Here is an 18547-nt window from a genome sequence, read left to right as displayed (position 1 = left end):
GAACTAAGAGAAGCAATATTTAAAGTTGAATCTAGAATTGAAAAGTTAGAGTCAAATAAGGAAAGTAATAACTTTAAATTATTTGAGGACTATAATCTAACATATCTACAAGCTGTAGAACTTAGAGATGATGATATAGAAATAAATAAAAAAATATTAGATTCTCTTAAAAAAGAAATTAGATCTTTAGGTAATGTAAATATAGACTCAATAGAAGAGTACAAAGAAACAAAAGAAAGATATGATTTCTATAGTGAGCAAAAAGAAGATTTACAAAAATCTATTGAAGCCATAGAGGAAATAATAGCAGAATTAGAAGAGCATATGAAAATACAATTTAAAGAAGAGTTTGATAAAATTAATGAAAACTTTAAATATGTATATAATAGGTTATTTGGTGGAGGAGAAGGGAATTTAACAATTCTAGATGAAGAAAATATTTTAGAAAGTGATATAGAAATTACTGCAAAACCACCAGGTAAAAAAATGAAAAATTTAAGTTTATTATCAGGTGGAGAGAAGGCATTAACAGCCATAAGTATATTATTCTCCATATTATTGGCAAAACCAACGCCCTTCTGTATACTAGATGAAATAGAAGCACCACTAGATGATAGTAATATAGCTAGATTTGGTACATTCTTAAAAGAATTAACATCTAGGACACAGTTTATAGCTGTAACTCACAGAAGAGGTACAATGGAAGCTGCAGATTATATCTATGGTGTAACTATGGAACAAAGAGCCATATCAAAAGTCATAGCATTAAGTTTAAATGAAGCTGAAGAAATGACTGATATTATTTAATAAAAAGTAAAATATACTTAGGAGGACGTAGGGTGTTTAAAAAGTTTTTTAAAAAGAGCAAAAAAGAAGAAATAAAAGAGGAAGCATCACAAGTAGTTGTAAGTGAAGAAACAGTTGAAGAACAAGCTGAGAAACTACAAGTTGAAGAAGAACAACAGGTGGAGGAAGTACAAAAAGTTGAAAAGCCAAAAGAAGAGGTAGTTAAAGAAGTTGCTTTAGATAGTTCTGTTGAAGAAATTCAAAATGAAGAATTACAATTAGTAGAAGATAAAAAAGAAATAGAAGAAGTAGTTGAAGAACCAAAAATGAGTTTATTTGAAAGATTAAAACAAGGTTTATCAAAAGCTAAGCAAGGAATAACTGATAGAGTAGACCAAGTTTTAAAATCATATACAAAAGTTGATGAAGACTTATTAGAAGAAATAGAAGAAATATTAATTACAGCAGATGTTGGTGTGGATACAACAATGAATATAATTGATAAGCTAACAGATGCTATAAAAACTAAAAAAATAACTGATCCACAAGATGTTAAAGGAGAATTAAAGTTAATAATAGAAGAAATATTAACTAATGAAAATTCAACTTTAGATGTAAGTCACTCACCATCAATCATTATAATGGTAGGAGTTAATGGAGTTGGAAAAACTACAACTATAGGAAAATTAGCTAGCAGATACAAAAAAGAAGGTAAAAAGGTTTTAATAGCAGCTGGAGATACATTTAGAGCAGCTGCCATAGATCAGTTAGAGGTATGGGCTAACAGAAGTGGTGTAGATATAATAAAACATCAAGAAGGTGCTGATCCTGGAGCAGTTATATTTGACTCAATAAAAGCTGCAAAAGCTAGAGATATTGATTTATTAATCTGTGATACAGCAGGAAGACTTCATAATAAGGCTAACTTAATGAATGAATTATCAAAAGTATTTAAGATAGTAGATAGAGAATATCCAGAAGCTAAAAAAGAAGTATTACTAGTAGTAGATGCAACTACTGGGCAAAATGCAGTGTCTCAAGCTAAAAGCTTTAAACAAGTATGTGATATAACTGGACTTGTTTTAACTAAATTAGATGGTACTGCAAAAGGTGGAGTTGTTTTAGCTGTTAAATCTGAAGTAGATGTACCTGTTAAATTAATAGGTGTGGGAGAAAAAATGGAAGATTTACAAGACTTTGATGCTAAAGCATTTTCAGATGCATTATTTGGGTAAAATTTAGACGAAATATATATTGACAATAAATTAGTTTTAATATAAAATACAATGTGTAAAGTAAATAACCTTTACAGTATACACTGGGAAGTGAAGTTATGAATATAGATAAAATGGTGGAAATTGGGTTATTGTTTGAACAATATAAAGAATTACTAACTGATAAACAAAAAGAAATAGTTTCACTTTATTATGAGGAAAATTATTCTTTAGGTGAAATCAGTGAAAATCTTAATGTATCTAGACAAGGAGTTTACGATACTCTTAAACGTTCAGAAAAGATATTGAGGGAATATGAAAATAAACTTCACTTAGTATCAAAAGATAATCAACAAGAAGAAATCCTAAAATCACTAGAAGATAAAATTGTTGACATTAAACAAGATTTATTGCAAAATAGAGATTGTGCTAATTTAATCCCTAAGTTAGAAACAATAGAACAAATATGTAGGGAGTTGTTGAAATGATATTTGAAGGTTTATCAGATAAATTGCAAGGTGCACTTGGTAAGTTAAAATCAAAAGGAAAACTTACAGAAAAAGATGTAAAAGATGCAATGAGAGAAGTTAAGCTTGCTTTATTAGAAGCAGACGTAAACTTTAAAGTTGTTAAAGACTTTATAAAAAAGGTTCAAGAAAGATGTGTTGGACAAGAAGTTATGACAAGTTTAACTCCAGCTCAACACGTTATTAAAATAGTAAACGAAGAACTTACTGCCCTTATGGGAGATGTACAAAGTAAAGTTATGATATCTTCGAAACCACCTACAATTATTATGATGGTTGGTCTTCAAGGTGCTGGTAAAACAACTACTTCTGGAAAAATAGGTAATTACTTTAAGAAACAAGGTAAAAGACCTTTATTAGTAGCTTGTGACGTTTATAGACCTGCAGCAATAAAACAATTACAAGTTGTAGGAGAAAAATTAGACATACCAGTATTTAATATGGGTGACAAAGAAAACCCAGTAAATATAGCAAAAGCAGGATTAAGTCATGCTCTAAAAAATAACAATGACTTAGTTATTATAGATACAGCAGGTAGACTTCATATAGATGAAACATTAATGGATGAATTAAAATCTATTAAATCAGAAATAAAACCTCATGAGATTTTATTAGTAGTTGACTCTATGACAGGTCAAGATGCAGTTAATGTTGCTGAAAGTTTTGATAATGCCCTAGGCCTTGACGGTGTAGTTCTTACAAAACTTGATGGTGATACAAGAGGTGGGGCAGCACTTTCAATAAGGGCTGTAACACAAAAGCCAATTAAATTCATAGGTATGGGTGAAAAATTAGATGATTTAGAACCATTCTATCCAGATAGAATGGCATCAAGAATCCTTGGAATGGGAGATGTCCTAAGTTTAATAGAAAAAGCTCAAGATGCTATGGATTTAGAGAAAGCTAAAGAATTAGAAAGTAAAATCAGAAAACAAGATTTTGACTTTGAAGATATGTTAGCTCAATTTGAACAAATAGAAAACATGGGTCCACTTGATAAAATTCTTGGAATGATGCCAGGTATGGGTAACTTAAAAAATCAGCTTGGTAATGTGGACTTAAATGGAAAAGAAATGAAAAGAACTAAAGCTATAATACAATCTATGACTTTAGAAGAAAGACGTAAACCAGAACTACTTAATGCTTCTAGAAAAAGAAGAATAGCGAAGGGTAGTGGGACAAGCGTGCAAGACATAAACAGACTTATAAAACAATTAAATGAAATGAAAAAAATGATGAAGATGTTTATGGGTAATCAAAAAGGTATGAAGAAAAGAGGCGCGTTAGGCGGACTTCCTTTCTTTAAATAAATAATACACAAAAATAGACAAAAAATTCGGAGGTGACTGTAATGGCAGTTAAAATAAGATTAAAAAGAATGGGTGCAAACAAAAAACCTTTCTACAGAATAGTAGTAGCAGATTCTAGATCTCCTAGAGATGGAAAATTCATAGAAGAAATAGGATACTACAATCCAGTTTCAGCTAACAAAGAAACAAGAATAAACGACGAGAAAGCTTTAAAATGGTTAGCAGTAGGAGCTCAACCAACTGACACTGTTAAAAAATTATTCGCTAACAACGGAATAACTGAAAAGTTCGAAGCTCAAAAACAATCTAAATAATAATTAGATTATTTTAGTACTCAATATAATCCATTAAGGATTAGTTTTTAGGAGATGAATATATGAAAGAGCTAGTTATGCATATTGTCAAAGCTCTAGTAGATAATCCTGACGAAGTGACAATAGAAGAAACTATAGAAAAAGATGAAATTATCTTAAAACTAAAAGTTTCTCAAGATGATGTGGGCAAGGTTATCGGAAAGCAGGGAAGAATAGCTAAAGCTATTAGAACTGTGCTAAAATCTGCTGGAAATAAAGAAAATGTCAAGGTTTCACTTGAAATATTATAGAAGGGTTAGGTATATGCCTAATCCTTTTTGTTTATAATAAGTAAAATATTGAAATTTTTAGGGAAAATGATTAAGGTGTTTCGATAACGCTTTGCTTAGGCGAAATAAAATTTAATAAGAATCTTTAGAATCAAAAATAATCATAGAAATATTAAATATATAAATCAAAAATAATTTTAAGACTAAAAACAAAGACTAAAAACAAATATTATTTGATATTTTAACGTGAATTTTTATATAAAGAAACAATTTAAAGAAGGTGAGACTATGAAAGAAAAGTTAACTCATTTTAGAATCGGTCAGATAGTAAATACTCAAGGTCTTAAGGGAGAAGTTAGAGTATATCCATATGTGGATAACATAAATAGATTTGATGATTTAGAAAGTTTTTATCTTGATAAAAACTTCAACAAAGAATATGAAGTTGAAAGAGTTAGATATAAAGGAAATATGGTTATAATGAAGATAAAAGGTATAGATTCTGTTGAACTTGCTGAAAAAGTAAAAACTAAAAACCTTTATATATCTAGAGAAGATAGTGTAGATCTTGATGAAGATGAATTTTTCATAGCAGATTTAATAGGAATAGAAGTCTTTACATTAGGTGGAGAAAAAGTAGGAACTCTTAAGGATGTTCTACAATATTCTGCTAACGATGTATATGTTGTAAAAGGAGATAATGACAAAGAATATCTTATCCCATCAACATTAAAATTTGTTCCTGAAATAAACATAGAAGAAAAGAAAATGATAATAGATCCTATAAAAGGAATGTTAGATTAGGTGATAATATGAGATTTCACATTATGACTCTTTTTCCAGATATTTTCAACTCATATATGAGTGAAAGTATAATGAAAAGAGCTATAGAAAAAGAAATAATAGAAGTACATGTGTACAATATTAGAGATTTTTCAGCAAATAAACATAAAAAGGTCGACGACTATCCATTTGGTGGAGGGGCAGGAATGTTAATGACTCCTCAACCTATATATGACACATATAAGCATATTGTAGATACTCACAATATAACAAATCCTAGGGTGGTATATTTAACGCCAAAAGGACAAGTATATAAACAAGAGATTGCCAGTGATTTATCTCTAGATGAAGATATAATACTGCTTTGTGGACATTATGAAGGAATAGATCAAAGAATAATTGATTTAATAGTAACGGATGAAGTGTCTATAGGAGACTATGTATTGACAGGTGGAGAACTTCCAGCTCTGATTATGATAGACTCTATAGCTAGACTTATTCCTGGTGTACTTAGTCAAAATGAATCATTTGAAGAAGAAAGTTTCAAAGATGATTTATTGGAATACCCACATTACACTAGACCAAGAGAGTTTATGGGCATGTCTGTACCAGATGTATTACTATCAGGTAATCATCAAAAAATAGAAAAATGGCGTCTTGAAGAATCTAAAAAAATCACAAAACTTAGAAGACCAGATTTGTATAAAAAGTCTTGTAAGAAGTAAATAATTATAGTATAATTAAGACTGTTGAAAACAATACGGCCGCTCCTCTGCTTACATTGGTCAGTAATTAAGAGCGTCTATGATACTTAGGAGGAAGAAAATGAACGAATTAATAAAATCATTAGAACAAGAACAATTAAAAGCTGAAGTTCCTGCATTTGGACCTGGGGACACAGTAAGAGTACACGTTAAAATAGTTGAAGGAAAAAGAGAAAGAGTTCAGGTATTTGAAGGTGTTGTAATGAAGAGACAAGGTGGAGGAGCTAGAGAAACTTTCACTGTTAGAAAAATATCATTCAACGTTGGTGTAGAAAGAACTTTCCCAGTTCACTCTCCAAAAATAGAAAAAATAGAAGTTACTAGAAAAGGTAAAGTAAGAAGAGCTAAGATAAACTACCTAAGAACTAGAACTGGTAAAGCTGCTAAGATAAAAGAAGCTAGAAATAAATAATAACTTTTTAAGTTAATTTAGGAAGGAAATCTCTTTAGGGATTTCCTTTTTTTCAGTCATCAAGAATTTATAATTTATCTGTTTTTTAGATGAATTGTAAATTTTAATATATTAGCTTGAGCAATGGGCGTAGCCATTGGAGATATAAAGTGTTTTGCAGACACGTCGCTCAAGTAAATCAAACTTTCAGTTATTAATATGAATAAAAGCATAGATATAATAAAAAATGAAATCCTATATATAGGATGAAATAAATTAGTACTTATAAAAAGATAAGGAAGTGAGAACATGGCAAGAGATTACAGAAGAAGTGATTATGACGAATATTTAAAAGACGATAATTTACATATAAACTGGTATCCAGGGCATATGAAAAAGACTAAGGAATTAGTTCAAAATAACTTAAAAATGGTAGACGTTGTAATAGAGTTATTGGATGCTAGAATACCTTACTCAAGTAAGAACCCTCAAATAGATGAAATAGTTGGGAATAAGCCAAGAGTAGTAGTTTTAAATAAAAGTGATTTAGCAAATCCAGCTAACTTAAGCAAGTGGGTTAACTACTATGCTAAAAGAGGAATAAAAGCGATACCTGTAGCTACTATAAAAGGTAATGGTGTAAACAAAATAGTAGAAGAATGTAAGAATGTTACTAAGGAAATGATGGATAACCTTAAGGCAAAAGGAAGACAAGAAAGAGCTATAAGACTTATGATAGTTGGTATTCCAAACGTAGGTAAATCAACTCTTATAAATAAACTTACAGGAAGAAAAAGTACTGTAACTGGAGACAAACCAGGTGTTACTAAATGTAAGCAATGGGTAAGGCTTAAAGGAAATTTAGAGTTACTTGATACTCCTGGTATACTTTGGCCTAAATTTGAAGATCAAGAAGTAGCACTTAACTTAGCATTTTCTAGAGCTATAAAAGACGAAATACTTGATATAGACACTCTAGGACTTAAGTTTATAGAAAAACTTATGGAAATAGAGCCAGAAAAATTAAAAGCTAGATACAAATTAGAAGAACTAGGAGAAACTCCATTAGAAACTATGGAAATGATAGGTAGAAAAAGAGGGTTTATCTTAGGAAGACAAGAATTAGACTATACTAGAATTGCCCAAACTGTATTAAATGAGTACAGAGAAGGTAAAATAGGACAAATATCTTTAGAAGAACCTATGGATTATATGGATAAATAAGAAAGTCATTATGACTTTCTTTTTTTATTGTAAGGAAATTACACGCTATTTGCTATATGGATAGCATATTTTGTTACTTGAGCAACGTGCGAGCAGTTAGCCACATGAAGTGTTTCGTCGATAGGTCGCTCGAGTGAAACGAATTTTTATCAACAATATAAATAATAAATCATAAATTATATATATAAATATATATTGGGAGGCGATATTTTGATTGAACCTCAATATGGAGATGTAATATGTGTTAATCATGGAATATATAATCATTTTGGAATATTTGTAGATAAGAACCATGTTATTCATTATAGTGGTAAAGATAAAGATTTCTTTCTAAGACAAATGGTTATAGCTGAAACAGATATTGATAACTTTTTAGGAGGATCGGATAAATATTATGTGTATAAATTTTCAGAAGATAAATCTTCCACTGTGAAAAGAGTAAGGGCAAAAGGATTAAATCGGGACTTGCTAGATGGAGCACAAGCTTTGTATCTTCTTTATCAAATTAAAAATAAAGTTAAGTTTAAAATATATTCCCCTGAAGAAACGGTAAGGAGGGCAAGGAGTAGGGTTGGAGAACGAAAATTTTTACTTCCTGCTAACAATTGTGAGCATTTTGCATTGTGGTGTAAAACAGGAGTGAAACAGTCTTATCAAGTGAACGCTGTTTTAAAAGCAGTGTTTGTTAAATACTTAATAAAAGAAGATTATTAAAAATTGCGCAGGAAAATGTCACCTGCGTAGTTTTTAATTTAAAATATATAAGAAAAACAAATATTAAATGGATTAAAATGGTGAAAAATTATAAATAAAATAAAAAATTCATAAAAGATAAATAAAAAAATAACAATATCCTAAAAATGTGCTAAATTTATAATATAGAATATAAGAAAAGTATTATTTTAATTATAAATTAGGTAATAGAGTAGAAATTGAATTGACTTATAAAGAAAAAATAGGTGGTATAGACTAATAGGTTTCAAAAAATTCAAATTAAACTATTGATAAGGGGAGAATTTAAAATGAAGCAAAAGATTAGTAGGAAGGCATCGTTATTAGAGGCAATGATACCGATAATATGCTTAGCGTTATTTTTAGGAATAGGAATATTTATGTTTGAGGCATCACCACATGTACCACTTATAGGAGCTGCAGCTATAGCAGGGGCCATAGGAGTATATAGACTAGGATTTAAATGGACTGAGTTAGAAATCAGTATGTTTGATAGTATTAAAATGGCTATGCAAGCGATTTTGATTATAATGATAATAGGTATACTTATAGGAACTTGGGTAATAAGTGGGGTGGTCCCAAGTATGATTTATTGGGGATTAAAAGTCATATCACCAAATATTTTCTTGGTGGCCTCAGTAATAGTATGCGCTATAGTATCTCTTGCAACGGGATCATCTTGGAGCACTATGGGAACAGTCGGTGTTGCACTTTTAGGTATTGGTCAAAGCTTAGGTATACCAGTAGGAATAGTTGCAGGATCTATTATATCTGGAGCATATTTTGGAGATAAATTATCTGCTCTATCTGAGACAACTAATTTAGCACCAGCAATGGCAGGTACTGACTTATTTACTCACATAAAATATATGTCATATTCAATTGTACCATCCTTAGTAATAGTATTAATAATATTTGGTATAATGGGGACGAAATATTCTGGACAAGAACTGGATATAAGTCAAATTCAATTAATTAGCAACACACTGGAGTCTTCGTTTAATACTTTATCACCGTTTTTGTTAATTGGACCAGTTATAGTAATTGTGCTAGTTATGCTTAAAGTACCAGCAATCCCTGGACTTATTTGCGGAGCATTGGTAGGTGTTATTATAGCAATATTTTTCCAAGGACAAGACATAGGAGCCATATTAGAAGCGGCGACTAATGGATATGTATCTACTACAGGTATAGAATCTGTAGATATGTTGTTATCTAAAGGTGGACTTATGAATATGATGTCAACTGTATCATTAACAATATGTGCACTAGGATTAGGAGGAATACTAGAAAAGACAGGGATGCTTGAAGTAATAGCATCGTCCATATTGAGAGCTGCAAAAGGTGTGTTTGGTACAGTATTTTGTACTATGTTAACTTGTACATTTACTAATATAATAGCTGGAGAACAATATTTATCTATTGTTATACCAGGAAGAATGTATAGCGAAGAATACAAAAAAAGAGGTATACATCCAAAGATGTTATCAAGAGCATTAGAAGATAGTGGAACTTTAACTTCTCCACTTATACCATGGAATACTTGTGGTGCTTATATAGCAGGAACACTTGGGATATCAGCATTTATATATGCACCATATGCTTTGTTAAATTTAATAAATCCAATAGTCTCATTGGTAATGATAGCACTTAAATTTAAAATAGCAAGAATAGATTATGATGAAAATTTAAAATTATGTAAAAAAGCAAATTAAATCAATATATAAAGCCAACAGATAAAGCTAATTCTGCTGGCTTTTTTTAAATAAATCACTTGTTACATGAGCAAAATGAATTTTGAGCAATGAATTTATCTGAAGTAGAGAAAAGATAAATCGTTGTAGATATGAACGTAACAAATTTTATGATAAAATATAACAGGTGAGTACATAATAAAACTGAATAAACAATAAGGAGATTACCATGAATAATAAAAGTGTAAAAGAAATTAAAGAAATAGTAGATAATCTAAAGGTGGATCAATACTTAGAATATATAGATATTTTAAAAAGTGACGAAAGAAAATCAGTGCAAAAACTAGCTGTGTCTTTAGCTAAAAAACTTGATGCTATAAGAAAAGAAGATGAAAGACTAGAACTTATAAATACATACGAAAATGATGGATATGAAAAAGGATATTTATACATAGGTGGAATAGATGAGGTTGGTAGAGGACCACTGGCAGGGCCTGTAGTTGCTGCTGTAGTTGTTTTACCGCCACACACTAAAATAGAAGGAATAGATGATTCTAAAAAAATCAAAGAAAGTAAAAGAGAAGAATTATATGAAATAATAAAAGAAAATGCCCTAGATTATGGAATAGGAATTGTGGACAATGAAGAAATAGATGACTACAATATTTTAAATGCCACATATATGGCAATGAAAAAAGCATTAAATTCAATGAAAAAACAACCAGACTACTTATTAGTAGATGCTGTTACAATACCAGGGGTTGATATAAAACAAAATCCAATAATAAAAGGTGATTCAAAGTCAATATCAATAGGGGCTGCAAGTATTTTAGCTAAGGTTACTAGAGATAGAATGATGTGCCAATATGATGAAATATATCCTGAGTATGGGTTTAAATCAAACAAAGGATATGGTACAAAGGAGCATTACGAAGCTATAGAAAAAAATGGTATAACACCAATACATAGAAAAAGTTTCCTTAAGAATGTGTTATAAGCTATAATATTAATGGAAGAATTTTTAAGTGAATTATTATTGGAGGGGAATAAACAATGAATTATAAAGATATGCTAAAAGAAGCAAGAGAAAACTTAAATGGAAGTTGTAGGGTATGTAAAGCTTGTAATGGAGTAGTTTGTGCAGGAGAAGTTCCAGGAATGGGTGGAAAAGAAACTGGATCTGCTTTTATACAAAACTTCAAAAGTTTACAAGATGTTAAAATAAACATGAGAGTTATACATAATGTATCTAAGCCAGATACTTCAGTAGAATTATTTGGGAAGAAAATGAAAGCACCTATATTTGCAGCTCCTATAACAGGAACTACATTAAATATGGGTGGAAAAATAAGTGAAAGAGAATACATAACTCCAGTTGTAGAAGGATGTATAGAAACAGGAATCTTCCCAATGGTTGGTGATACTGCTGTAGATTCATTCTTAATGGACAACCTAGATGTATTAAAAGAAAACGATGGCCAAGGTATAGTATTTATAAAGCCTTGGGAAAATCAAGACATAATAAAGAAAATAAAATTAGCTGAAGAAGCTGGGGCTTTTGCTGTTGGTGTAGATGTGGATGCATGTGGACTAGTTACTTTATCAATGCATGGAAAAACAGTTGTACCAAAAGATGTGGAAGCTTTAAAAGAGTTGAAAGCAGCTACTAAGCTACCATTTATAGTAAAAGGTATAATGACTGCAGAAGATGCTATGCTTGCTGTTCAAGCTGGTGTGGATGCTATAGTTGTGTCTAACCACGGCGGTAGAGTTTTAGATTGTACTCCAGGTGCTGCTGATGTACTTCCTGCTATTGCTGAAGTTGTTAAAGGTAAGGTAACTATTTTAGTTGATGGTGGTGTTAGAAGCGGTGTTGATGTTCTTAAATTGATAGGACTTGGAGCTGATGGCGTGCTTATAGGAAGACCTTTTGTTACTGCTAGCTTTGGTGGTGGTAAAGAAGGTGTTGAAATGTATATTAATAAGGTAATAGGTGAATTTGAGGCTACTATGAGACTTACTGGATGTCAAAGTGTTAGCGATATTGATGGTAAGGTTATATATAGATAGAAGTTTAATAATAAAATTAAATGAAAAGTTAGATTTAAAATGATGCATAAGAATAATTTCTACTAATTAAATTAATAAAAAGAGTATTGATTGAATTGTCAATACTCTTTTTTATAGTATAATATCAATGCAAAATAATTTATTTACATATGGAGGATATTTTGAAAAAACATATAAAATATTTATTGCAATCTTGGTAATAGCATTAACAGCTACAGGAGCTTTAGGTTGTTCTAAAAATACATATCTATATACTAAAGAAAATGAATATAAAGAAAAATAAGGGTAATAAAAAAGGTGTTTTTGACCATAAAAATATAAATTCATTTTTTATATAATAATAAATGAATCGATAAAAAGAGCAGCAAAAGAAATTGTAAATAGACTAATAGAAAATTATGGACATGAAGCAGGTGTAGTATTTAATGCATATGGACTAGAAGAAAGTATAGCAGGAATGTAAAATAAAGTGTGTAATTGAGTTGTAATAAAGGTTTTATTAATGATAGTAGATCAAGTACACTAGAAATAATAAAAACTAACAGACTTTAAACTCAACTAAAATATACTGTATATTTAATAGTGTTGTAAAAGTTGGTGTCCTAGTGTACCAGATAACATTCCATAGAAAATGAATTACTAATGTGCATCCGAATTCTGTCTATAAGAATTCATAACGTCTTTAAACAATACAGCAATAGAAGGTGGTGTCCAAGTGATTGCATTTGCACCGGCAGCTATGGTTTTTCTGATACTTTCATCAGTAGGACCACCTGTTGCGATTATTGGAAAATCAGGATAAGCATCTCTAATTTTGGCAACTATCCTAGGTGTATCAACAGAAGCTGAAACATTAAAAATAGTTGCACCAGAATCTATTCTTTCCTGAATATTTGTATCATCATTCACAATAGTAACAACAACAGGTATATCTAGTGCATTAGATAAAGCTTTGACTACACCGTTTGATGTTGGAGCATTGACAACCACACCGATAGCACCTTGCAACTCAGCATTTGTTCCAAGCATTACAGAACGAATTCCTTTTGTCAAACCTCCACCAACACCTGCAAAAACAGGGATATCAGAAGCCATAATAATAGATTGTGTAATTATGGGCTGAGGTGTAAATGGATATACGGCTATTACTGCGTCTGCATTTACATTTTTTATAATAGCTAAGTCAGTTGAAAAAACAAGAGACTTAATTCTTTTCCCAAAAATATTTATGCCGCTGCATTCTCTAATAACTTCAGGAACACGTAAAAATGATTTTCTAAGTGTACCATCTATTGATTTTGGTCTTTGTTTCATGGATAAAATCCTCCTTAAAAATTTTCATATGTGCATAATTAATAGTAAAAATATTTAAAATGTTTTACTATTAATTATAAATGAGGTATGTTGATTTTTATATATTTTTATTGTTAAATATTATGTTAATTTTCTAATTTAAATAAGTTTATTTATTTTAAATTTATTTCTTACAAATAAGATAGATATGATACAAGATATTTAAATTTATTAGTAATTGATATTAAAAATTAAACATGATAAAATTCTATTGAAAAATAAAAAATGAAAGGGTACGGATAAAATTAAAATGAAGTTATAATTTACCTTTAAAATAAAAGTATCATAAATTTTAAAAGCCTATATTAATAGGTGTATTTATAGTGCTTAAATTAAGGAGAGTAAATTATAAAATATTTAGTAATGCAATAATATGTAGAGAAGGAAATTCCATTTGCTTTTTATATTAGTTTGCTAACTTTTTTAGTGTGCCTGTTATTATAATAGTCTCTCCTTATATTTGAGTACAAATGAGGAGGGATTTTTTTATGCAATTAGTAAATATAGAAAATCTAAAAAGTATTATTTGGATGAATTAATATTAGATATAGATAAATTTGAAATATTAGATTTACCTAGAAGCCCTTGAGGAATCTTAAAAAAATACAGATAAAACCATGCTTATAGTATCACATGATAGAGCCTTTATAGATAAAATATGTGACTGTATTATTGAAATTAAAAATCAGCAAATTGAAGAGTTTAACGGAGATTATAGTAAGTATATAGAAAATGAAGGCAATAAAAATTGAAAACATTTAATCATAAAAATAAAGATGAAACTTTATCCTTAGAAAATGAAATGAGTTATGTAATTTCCATGTTATGTGTGGAGACTAATCCTTATAAAAAATCTGAATATGAAAAGAAATATGACTTAATCTTAGCTAAGCTAAAATAGCTAAGAAATAGCTAGAAATTATTAGATAAATTATATGACAAATATTAAAGTAATTTAAAATAAAAAGTAAATTAATATTTAAATTCTACTATAAAAAATTGTGTAATCATCATAGATAAATGTAGAAAAATCGACAAATAAATTTATAGTACGACAAGTTTTCCTTGTTTTTTCTCTGCTACAGTGCTACTATGTATTGGTGCTGAAAATTAATTTATAATATTTAATTTAATATTTGAAATCGTTATACTTAATTTATTAGTACAGCAATTATATATTTACAACAAAAGGAGAGAATTCGATGAGTAATTCAAACAAAAAAATTGTTGCTGGTTGGAAAGTTGTTATAGCATGTATGCTTATACAAGCAATACCTTATGGTGTTTTAGCTAACTTACAACCGCAATTCATGTACTACGTAGTTAGTGACAAAGCATTAGGTTTTAGTATGGCAAGTTTTTCTTTAATATTCACTATAGGAACTTTAGTTTCAGCTATAGGTTCACCAATAGTTGGTGGTTTATTTAAAAAGTTTAGCCTTAAGCCTTTATACATAGCAGGTGCTATATTAGGTTGTGGTGGTTTTGCTGCTTTCTCAATAGCAACAGCTCCATGGCAATACTACTTAATAGCAGGTATAATGCAAATAGGTGCTGCTATAATATCTGCATTAGGTATACCTCTATTAATAAATGCTTGGTTCGATGAAGCAAGTAAAGGTAAAGCTTTATCTACAGCTATGGCTGGGGGATCTATAGGAAATATATTCTTACAAGGTTCATCAGTTGCTTTAATAAAAGCTGTTGGATTTAAACAAGCGTACTTAATATTTGGTCTTGTAGGTTTAGTAGTAGCTTTACCAATAATACTATTCATGTTAAGAATGCCAAAAGATGCTTCAGAAGTTGTAAGAGCTAAAGGTTCTGAAGAAGATAATAAGGAAGAAGGCTTAAGCTGGGGATACACTGTTGCTGAAGCTATGAAAACTAAAGGATTCAAATTCCTTGCTGGTGGATTCTTCTTTGTTGGTATATATGTGGCAGCATTATCAGTACAATATCCAGCTTACTTACATTTAAATGAAGCTGTAAATACAGGAATAATAGGATCTATATTCGCTATATGTTCTCTTGCGGGGACTATAGTTGGTGGTAACTTATTCGATAAAATAGGACCATTCAAAGCTATGGGAATAGCTGGTGTAATAGTTTTAATATCTAATTTATCATTAATATTTGCAATAGATGTAACTCCTCTTGCTTATGTATTCGCAGTAGCAAAAGGTTTATCAATATTCGCTTATACAATAGGTCCTGCTTTACTTGTTGGTAAATTATTTGGAAACAAAGAATATGCTGGTGTATTAGGTATGGTACAATTAGTATTCGGTGTAGGATTTGCTGCTGGTTCATCAATATTTGGTATAGTAGTTGATAAAATGGGATACGGAGTAGCTTGGTGGACAATAGTAGGAGCTGTTATATTAGCTTATGTTGGTATATTATCTGCTATAAAAGCTATGGACGTATTAAATAAAAAAGGAACAAAAGTAGATAAAGAAGTAGCTGCTTAATTATAATATAGTCTATTTAGATGATTAATCTAAATAGATATAACTACTTATTATATAATTAGTAGGATATATAAGAAATTAACTGGAACAAGTTAGGAATATGCAATCTATCATATTTATGAAAAATAAATATGATAATAAGTTTGTGTATTCCAACTCTTGTTCCTTATTTTATTTGTAGAATATATTACTTTAAGCATAGTTTAGGATTTCAAATAATATAAAAAATTATTATTTTAATTAAATGAATTTATATATACTTTTATTTTAATTTAATATTAAAGATGTTAATATTTAGTTAAGATAATGATATTAGAAAGGAAATATTAACTATGAAAAAAGAATTGATATATTTTAATATAGAAGATCATTATGGGGGGAATCAAAATTGGTTTTGGGATCCTATGATGAAACTAGGAGGTTGTGCAGCAGTTACGGCTTGTGACTTATGTGTTTATTTAAATATACTTATAGGAAGTGAGCATTTATATCCATTTGATATTAATTTCTTACAAAAATCAGACTATATCAAATTCTCTAATATAATGAAACCTTATCTTCGCCCTAGAATGACAGGAATCAATACTCTACAATTATATATAGATGGATTGGGAAAATATCTATATGATGTTAATGACCAAGGTATAAAGATGACACCTTTTGGTGGAGAAAATTCAGTATTTGATGGTAAAAAAATAGTTATAAATCAGATAGACAAAGAAACTCCCATACCATTTCTTTTATTAAAACATAAAAATTCAAAGTTAAAAGAACTTGTATGGCATTGGTTCTTAATTGTTGGATATGAGAAAAGTGATGATGAATTATTTATAAAAATAGCAACCTATGGAAAATATAACTGGATTTCATTTAATGAATTATGGGATACGGGGTATGAAGAAAAGGGTGGAATGATAATTGTAGATATACAATAAAAATATGTAGGCATTATAAAGGGTAGAATCTATACTTAAAATACGAGGAAGGTGATACGAATGTTACGTATAGGAGAGTTTTCAAAGTTGAGTAAAACAACAATAAAAACACTTAGATATTATGATGAAATAGGTTTATTAAAGCCAGAAGAAATAGATGAATTTACGAAGTTTCGTTATTACAGTACTTCTCAACTTTTTGAACTTCATAAAATACAATCATTACGTCAGATTGGATTATCTATTGATGAGATTAAATCAATTATTTCAGGCAAAGATGCCAAATCCCAGAATATTGTTTCATAGTTTATTTGGACAATGAATATAAAGAAAAAGATATAAATTTGGAATTTTGTGAGGCGGTGGAGCAAATTAAACCAGATTTTGATGATATTGTATTTAAGAGGATAGAAGCAACTAAGGTAGTGTCTGTAATGCACAAAGGACCTTACAGAGATTTGTCTAAGGCTTATGCTTTTGCGTTTAAATGGGTTGAAGAAAATGGATATACTTTAGTAGATAGCCCTAGGGAGAATTATATTGATGGTATTTGGAATAAAGAAAGTGAAAAAGACTGGTTAACAGAACTACAACTACCTATTGAGAAAAAATAATAATTAACGTATAAAAAAAGCCACTGATATAATCAATGGCTTTATTTTCCGCTTAACCAAATGTTAAAATCCACATTTAAAAAATCATCTATATCTTTTGATACTTCTTCACTTAAATCAGAAACTCTTCCCTTAGAAACTACTTGAGGATTTATATATCTTCTTTTAGCAGGAATGTTAACCCAATATCCATTATTAGGTTTTTCCTTACTAGTAAATATCTGAGAAAGATTTCTAAAGTCATTCCACTTAGATTTTAATTCTTCATCTTCCTGTAGTTTCTCTATAATCTTATCCTCTACAGTATATAAGTCATCCATATTTATAAGTTTTTTATCAACTGCTAATTTTAATAAATCAGCTAAATACTGCATGGAAAATCTATCTGCATTACAAGTATAGACTTTAGAATTCTCTATACATACAGAGGTGAACTTTATAGCTTGCTCTAAGGTACTAAATGAAATTTCGTCTTCTCCAGATTCATTTTTACTTACAACTAAGTCATTGTACATACCTTTTATTTCATCAATAGATTTGAAACCATAATAAAAAGCATTCCCAAGAGTATATTCCAATCTATCTGCTGATAGTAGTGGTGAATCATTATCAGCAATTGGATACATATGATAATTCTTTACATCCTCAGTTGTTAAGCTATATTTTTTTAGGATAGTTTGTATTTCAGCAGAGTTTGCTATAATTTCTTCCGTCTTTTCTTCTGTAGACTCTTGATTTTCATGGTCTCCATTTAAAAAATCAATCACATGAGCAAATACAGGTGAGCTTATATCGTGTAGCAGACCTGCTATGGATTGTTTAATATCTTTTGTAAAATGCCAAATTATAAGAGCAACTCCTATACTATGATTATATCTAGTATAATTTTTACCCTCAGAAAATATGGGAAAGTTAGTATACTCACATCCGCAGTTCATACCTATATTATTAAGTCTTTTAAATTCAGGTGTATTTATTAATTCCTCTATAAATATGGGGAAATCTTTGCTATATATATCTATTAAACTCAAATTAATACCTCCTTCAAATTTGTAGTAAAACTTATTATATAACAGAGTATATCCAGTTGCAA

Annotated in this window: 22 protein-coding genes and 1 pseudogene; 21 read left to right on the top strand and 2 right to left on the bottom strand. The window is 29.6% G+C overall.

Translation table 11 applies throughout. The features are described from left to right. From QX51_RS00500 to QX51_RS20485, 15 genes and pseudogenes are all read left to right on the top strand, one after another. Positions 1 to 807: pseudogene (locus QX51_RS00500) on the top strand (chromosome segregation protein SMC); the annotation flags it as partial. A gap of 32 nt (positions 808 to 839) precedes the next feature. Beyond that, positions 840 to 2021, top strand: coding sequence for a signal recognition particle-docking protein FtsY (gene ftsY / locus QX51_RS00495; protein WP_039677938.1), 1182 nt, complete (start codon positions 840 to 842; stop codon positions 2019 to 2021). A gap of 98 nt (positions 2022 to 2119) precedes the next feature. Next, positions 2120 to 2488 carry a YlxM family DNA-binding protein gene (ylxM, locus tag QX51_RS00490; RefSeq protein WP_039677937.1) on the top strand — a complete coding sequence of 123 codons (369 nt, stop codon included), beginning with the start codon at positions 2120 to 2122 and terminating at the stop codon, positions 2486 to 2488. After that, complete coding sequence (gene ffh / locus QX51_RS00485; protein WP_039677936.1) at positions 2485 to 3837, top strand: signal recognition particle protein; 1353 nt, start codon at positions 2485 to 2487, stop codon at positions 3835 to 3837. Before ylxM ends, ffh begins: the two co-directional genes overlap by 4 nt. A 41-nt stretch (positions 3838 to 3878) precedes the next feature. After that, complete coding sequence (rpsP, locus tag QX51_RS00480) at positions 3879 to 4151, top strand: 30S ribosomal protein S16 (protein ID WP_039677935.1); 273 nt, start codon at positions 3879 to 3881, stop codon at positions 4149 to 4151. Positions 4152 to 4213: 62 nt separating this feature from the next. Further along, the gene (locus QX51_RS00475) at positions 4214 to 4441 is read left to right on the top strand and encodes a KH domain-containing protein (protein WP_039677934.1); all 228 of its coding nucleotides are present in this window, start codon (positions 4214 to 4216) and stop codon (positions 4439 to 4441) included. A 267-nt stretch (positions 4442 to 4708) separates the two neighbouring features. Beyond that, on the top strand, positions 4709 to 5224 hold the full coding sequence (gene rimM, locus QX51_RS00470) for a ribosome maturation factor RimM (protein WP_039677933.1): 516 nt from the start codon (positions 4709 to 4711) through the stop codon (positions 5222 to 5224). 8 nt (positions 5225 to 5232) lie between these two features. Then, positions 5233 to 5928: a tRNA (guanosine(37)-N1)-methyltransferase TrmD gene (gene trmD, locus QX51_RS00465; protein ID WP_039677932.1), complete on the top strand. Its 696-nt coding sequence runs from the start codon at positions 5233 to 5235 to the stop codon at positions 5926 to 5928. Between the two features lie 100 nt (positions 5929 to 6028). After that, positions 6029 to 6379, top strand: a complete 351-nt coding sequence (gene rplS / locus QX51_RS00460; RefSeq protein ID WP_039677931.1) for a 50S ribosomal protein L19 — start codon at positions 6029 to 6031, stop codon at positions 6377 to 6379. Between the two features lie 288 nt (positions 6380 to 6667). Continuing rightward, positions 6668 to 7582 carry a ribosome biogenesis GTPase YlqF gene (gene ylqF, locus QX51_RS00455; RefSeq protein WP_039677930.1) on the top strand — a complete coding sequence of 305 codons (915 nt, stop codon included), beginning with the start codon at positions 6668 to 6670 and terminating at the stop codon, positions 7580 to 7582. 210 nt (positions 7583 to 7792) lie between these two features. After that, positions 7793 to 8296 (top strand): lecithin retinol acyltransferase family protein, encoded by a 504-nt coding sequence (locus QX51_RS00450; RefSeq protein WP_052232784.1) that lies wholly within the window; start codon positions 7793 to 7795, stop codon positions 8294 to 8296. A 308-nt stretch (positions 8297 to 8604) separates the two neighbouring features. Beyond that, positions 8605 to 10029, top strand: coding sequence for a Na+/H+ antiporter NhaC (gene nhaC / locus QX51_RS00445; RefSeq protein WP_039677929.1), 1425 nt, complete (start codon positions 8605 to 8607; stop codon positions 10027 to 10029). Positions 10030 to 10237: 208 nt separating this feature from the next. Next, positions 10238 to 11005: a ribonuclease HII gene (locus tag QX51_RS00440; RefSeq protein ID WP_039677928.1), complete on the top strand. Its 768-nt coding sequence runs from the start codon at positions 10238 to 10240 to the stop codon at positions 11003 to 11005. Positions 11006 to 11061: 56 nt separating this feature from the next. Next, on the top strand, positions 11062 to 12078 hold the full coding sequence (locus tag QX51_RS00435; protein ID WP_039677927.1) for an alpha-hydroxy-acid oxidizing protein: 1017 nt from the start codon (positions 11062 to 11064) through the stop codon (positions 12076 to 12078). Positions 12079 to 12205: 127 nt separating this feature from the next. Next, positions 12206 to 12361 carry a hypothetical protein gene (locus QX51_RS20485; protein WP_161791878.1) on the top strand — a complete coding sequence of 52 codons (156 nt, stop codon included), beginning with the start codon at positions 12206 to 12208 and terminating at the stop codon, positions 12359 to 12361. Between the two features lie 356 nt (positions 12362 to 12717). Here the strand turns inward: QX51_RS20485 and QX51_RS00430 are convergent, their stop codons facing one another. Continuing rightward, positions 12718 to 13392 (bottom strand): hydrolase, encoded by a 675-nt coding sequence (locus tag QX51_RS00430; RefSeq protein WP_039677926.1) that lies wholly within the window; start codon positions 13390 to 13392, stop codon positions 12718 to 12720. Between the two features lie 656 nt (positions 13393 to 14048). Between QX51_RS00430 and QX51_RS21370 the strand changes: the two genes are divergently transcribed. From QX51_RS21370 to QX51_RS21510, 6 genes are all read left to right on the top strand, one after another. Beyond that, positions 14049 to 14183 carry a hypothetical protein gene (locus tag QX51_RS21370; protein WP_278246172.1) on the top strand — a complete coding sequence of 45 codons (135 nt, stop codon included), beginning with the start codon at positions 14049 to 14051 and terminating at the stop codon, positions 14181 to 14183. Next, positions 14180 to 14332 (top strand): hypothetical protein, encoded by a 153-nt coding sequence (locus tag QX51_RS20480; RefSeq protein ID WP_161791877.1) that lies wholly within the window; start codon positions 14180 to 14182, stop codon positions 14330 to 14332. The genes QX51_RS21370 and QX51_RS20480 overlap by 4 nt, the downstream gene beginning before the upstream one ends. A 301-nt stretch (positions 14333 to 14633) precedes the next feature. Continuing rightward, on the top strand, positions 14634 to 15905 hold the full coding sequence (locus QX51_RS00425; RefSeq protein WP_039677925.1) for a conjugated bile salt MFS transporter: 1272 nt from the start codon (positions 14634 to 14636) through the stop codon (positions 15903 to 15905). A 332-nt stretch (positions 15906 to 16237) separates the two neighbouring features. Then, the gene (locus tag QX51_RS00420; protein ID WP_039677924.1) at positions 16238 to 16840 is read left to right on the top strand and encodes a hypothetical protein; all 603 of its coding nucleotides are present in this window, start codon (positions 16238 to 16240) and stop codon (positions 16838 to 16840) included. 60 nt (positions 16841 to 16900) lie between these two features. Next, positions 16901 to 17146, top strand: coding sequence for a MerR family transcriptional regulator (locus tag QX51_RS21515; RefSeq protein ID WP_052232783.1), 246 nt, complete (start codon positions 16901 to 16903; stop codon positions 17144 to 17146). A gap of 5 nt (positions 17147 to 17151) precedes the next feature. Further along, entirely contained in the window at positions 17152 to 17454 is a 303-nt protein-coding gene (locus tag QX51_RS21510) for a GyrI-like domain-containing protein (protein ID WP_052232782.1), read from the top strand. Between the two features lie 41 nt (positions 17455 to 17495). Here QX51_RS21510 and QX51_RS00410 read toward each other — a convergent pair whose 3' ends face one another. Then, entirely contained in the window at positions 17496 to 18485 is a 990-nt protein-coding gene (locus tag QX51_RS00410; RefSeq protein ID WP_052232781.1) for an HD domain-containing protein, read from the bottom strand. Positions 18486 to 18547 lie beyond the last annotated feature (62 nt).

Origin of the sequence: Terrisporobacter othiniensis, from assembly GCF_000808015.1 — a bacterium.
Lineage (GTDB): Bacteria > Bacillota > Clostridia > Peptostreptococcales > Peptostreptococcaceae > Terrisporobacter > Terrisporobacter muris.
The sequence above is the reverse complement of the archived record's forward strand: the minus strand, read 5'-3'. Positions and strand labels throughout refer to the sequence as shown.

Excerpts from the sequence above, each read along its gene's own strand:
- nhaC (WP_039677929.1), top strand. The coding sequence starts at position 8,605 with ATGAAGCAAAAGATTAGTAGGAAGGCATCGTTATTAGAGGCAATGATA.
- QX51_RS00440 (WP_039677928.1), top strand. The coding sequence starts at position 10,238 with ATGAATAATAAAAGTGTAAAAGAAATTAAAGAAATAGTAGATAATCTA.
- QX51_RS00425 (WP_039677925.1), top strand. The coding sequence starts at position 14,634 with ATGAGTAATTCAAACAAAAAAATTGTTGCTGGTTGGAAAGTTGTTATA.
- QX51_RS00420 (WP_039677924.1), top strand. The coding sequence starts at position 16,238 with ATGAAAAAAGAATTGATATATTTTAATATAGAAGATCATTATGGGGGG.
- QX51_RS21515 (WP_052232783.1), top strand. The coding sequence starts at position 16,901 with ATGTTACGTATAGGAGAGTTTTCAAAGTTGAGTAAAACAACAATAAAA.
- QX51_RS21370 (WP_278246172.1), top strand. The coding sequence starts at position 14,049 with ATGCTTATAGTATCACATGATAGAGCCTTTATAGATAAAATATGTGAC.
- ylqF (WP_039677930.1), top strand. The coding sequence starts at position 6,668 with ATGGCAAGAGATTACAGAAGAAGTGATTATGACGAATATTTAAAAGAC.
- QX51_RS20485 (WP_161791878.1), top strand. The coding sequence starts at position 12,206 with ATGCAAAATAATTTATTTACATATGGAGGATATTTTGAAAAAACATAT.
- rplS (WP_039677931.1), top strand. The coding sequence starts at position 6,029 with ATGAACGAATTAATAAAATCATTAGAACAAGAACAATTAAAAGCTGAA.
- QX51_RS00430 (WP_039677926.1), bottom strand. The coding sequence starts at position 13,392 with ATGAAACAAAGACCAAAATCAATAGATGGTACACTTAGAAAATCATTT.
- QX51_RS00475 (WP_039677934.1), top strand. The coding sequence starts at position 4,214 with ATGAAAGAGCTAGTTATGCATATTGTCAAAGCTCTAGTAGATAATCCT.
- rimM (WP_039677933.1), top strand. The coding sequence starts at position 4,709 with ATGAAAGAAAAGTTAACTCATTTTAGAATCGGTCAGATAGTAAATACT.
- trmD (WP_039677932.1), top strand. The coding sequence starts at position 5,233 with ATGAGATTTCACATTATGACTCTTTTTCCAGATATTTTCAACTCATAT.
- ylxM (WP_039677937.1), top strand. The coding sequence starts at position 2,120 with ATGAATATAGATAAAATGGTGGAAATTGGGTTATTGTTTGAACAATAT.
- rpsP (WP_039677935.1), top strand. The coding sequence starts at position 3,879 with ATGGCAGTTAAAATAAGATTAAAAAGAATGGGTGCAAACAAAAAACCT.
- QX51_RS00435 (WP_039677927.1), top strand. The coding sequence starts at position 11,062 with ATGAATTATAAAGATATGCTAAAAGAAGCAAGAGAAAACTTAAATGGA.
- ffh (WP_039677936.1), top strand. The coding sequence starts at position 2,485 with ATGATATTTGAAGGTTTATCAGATAAATTGCAAGGTGCACTTGGTAAG.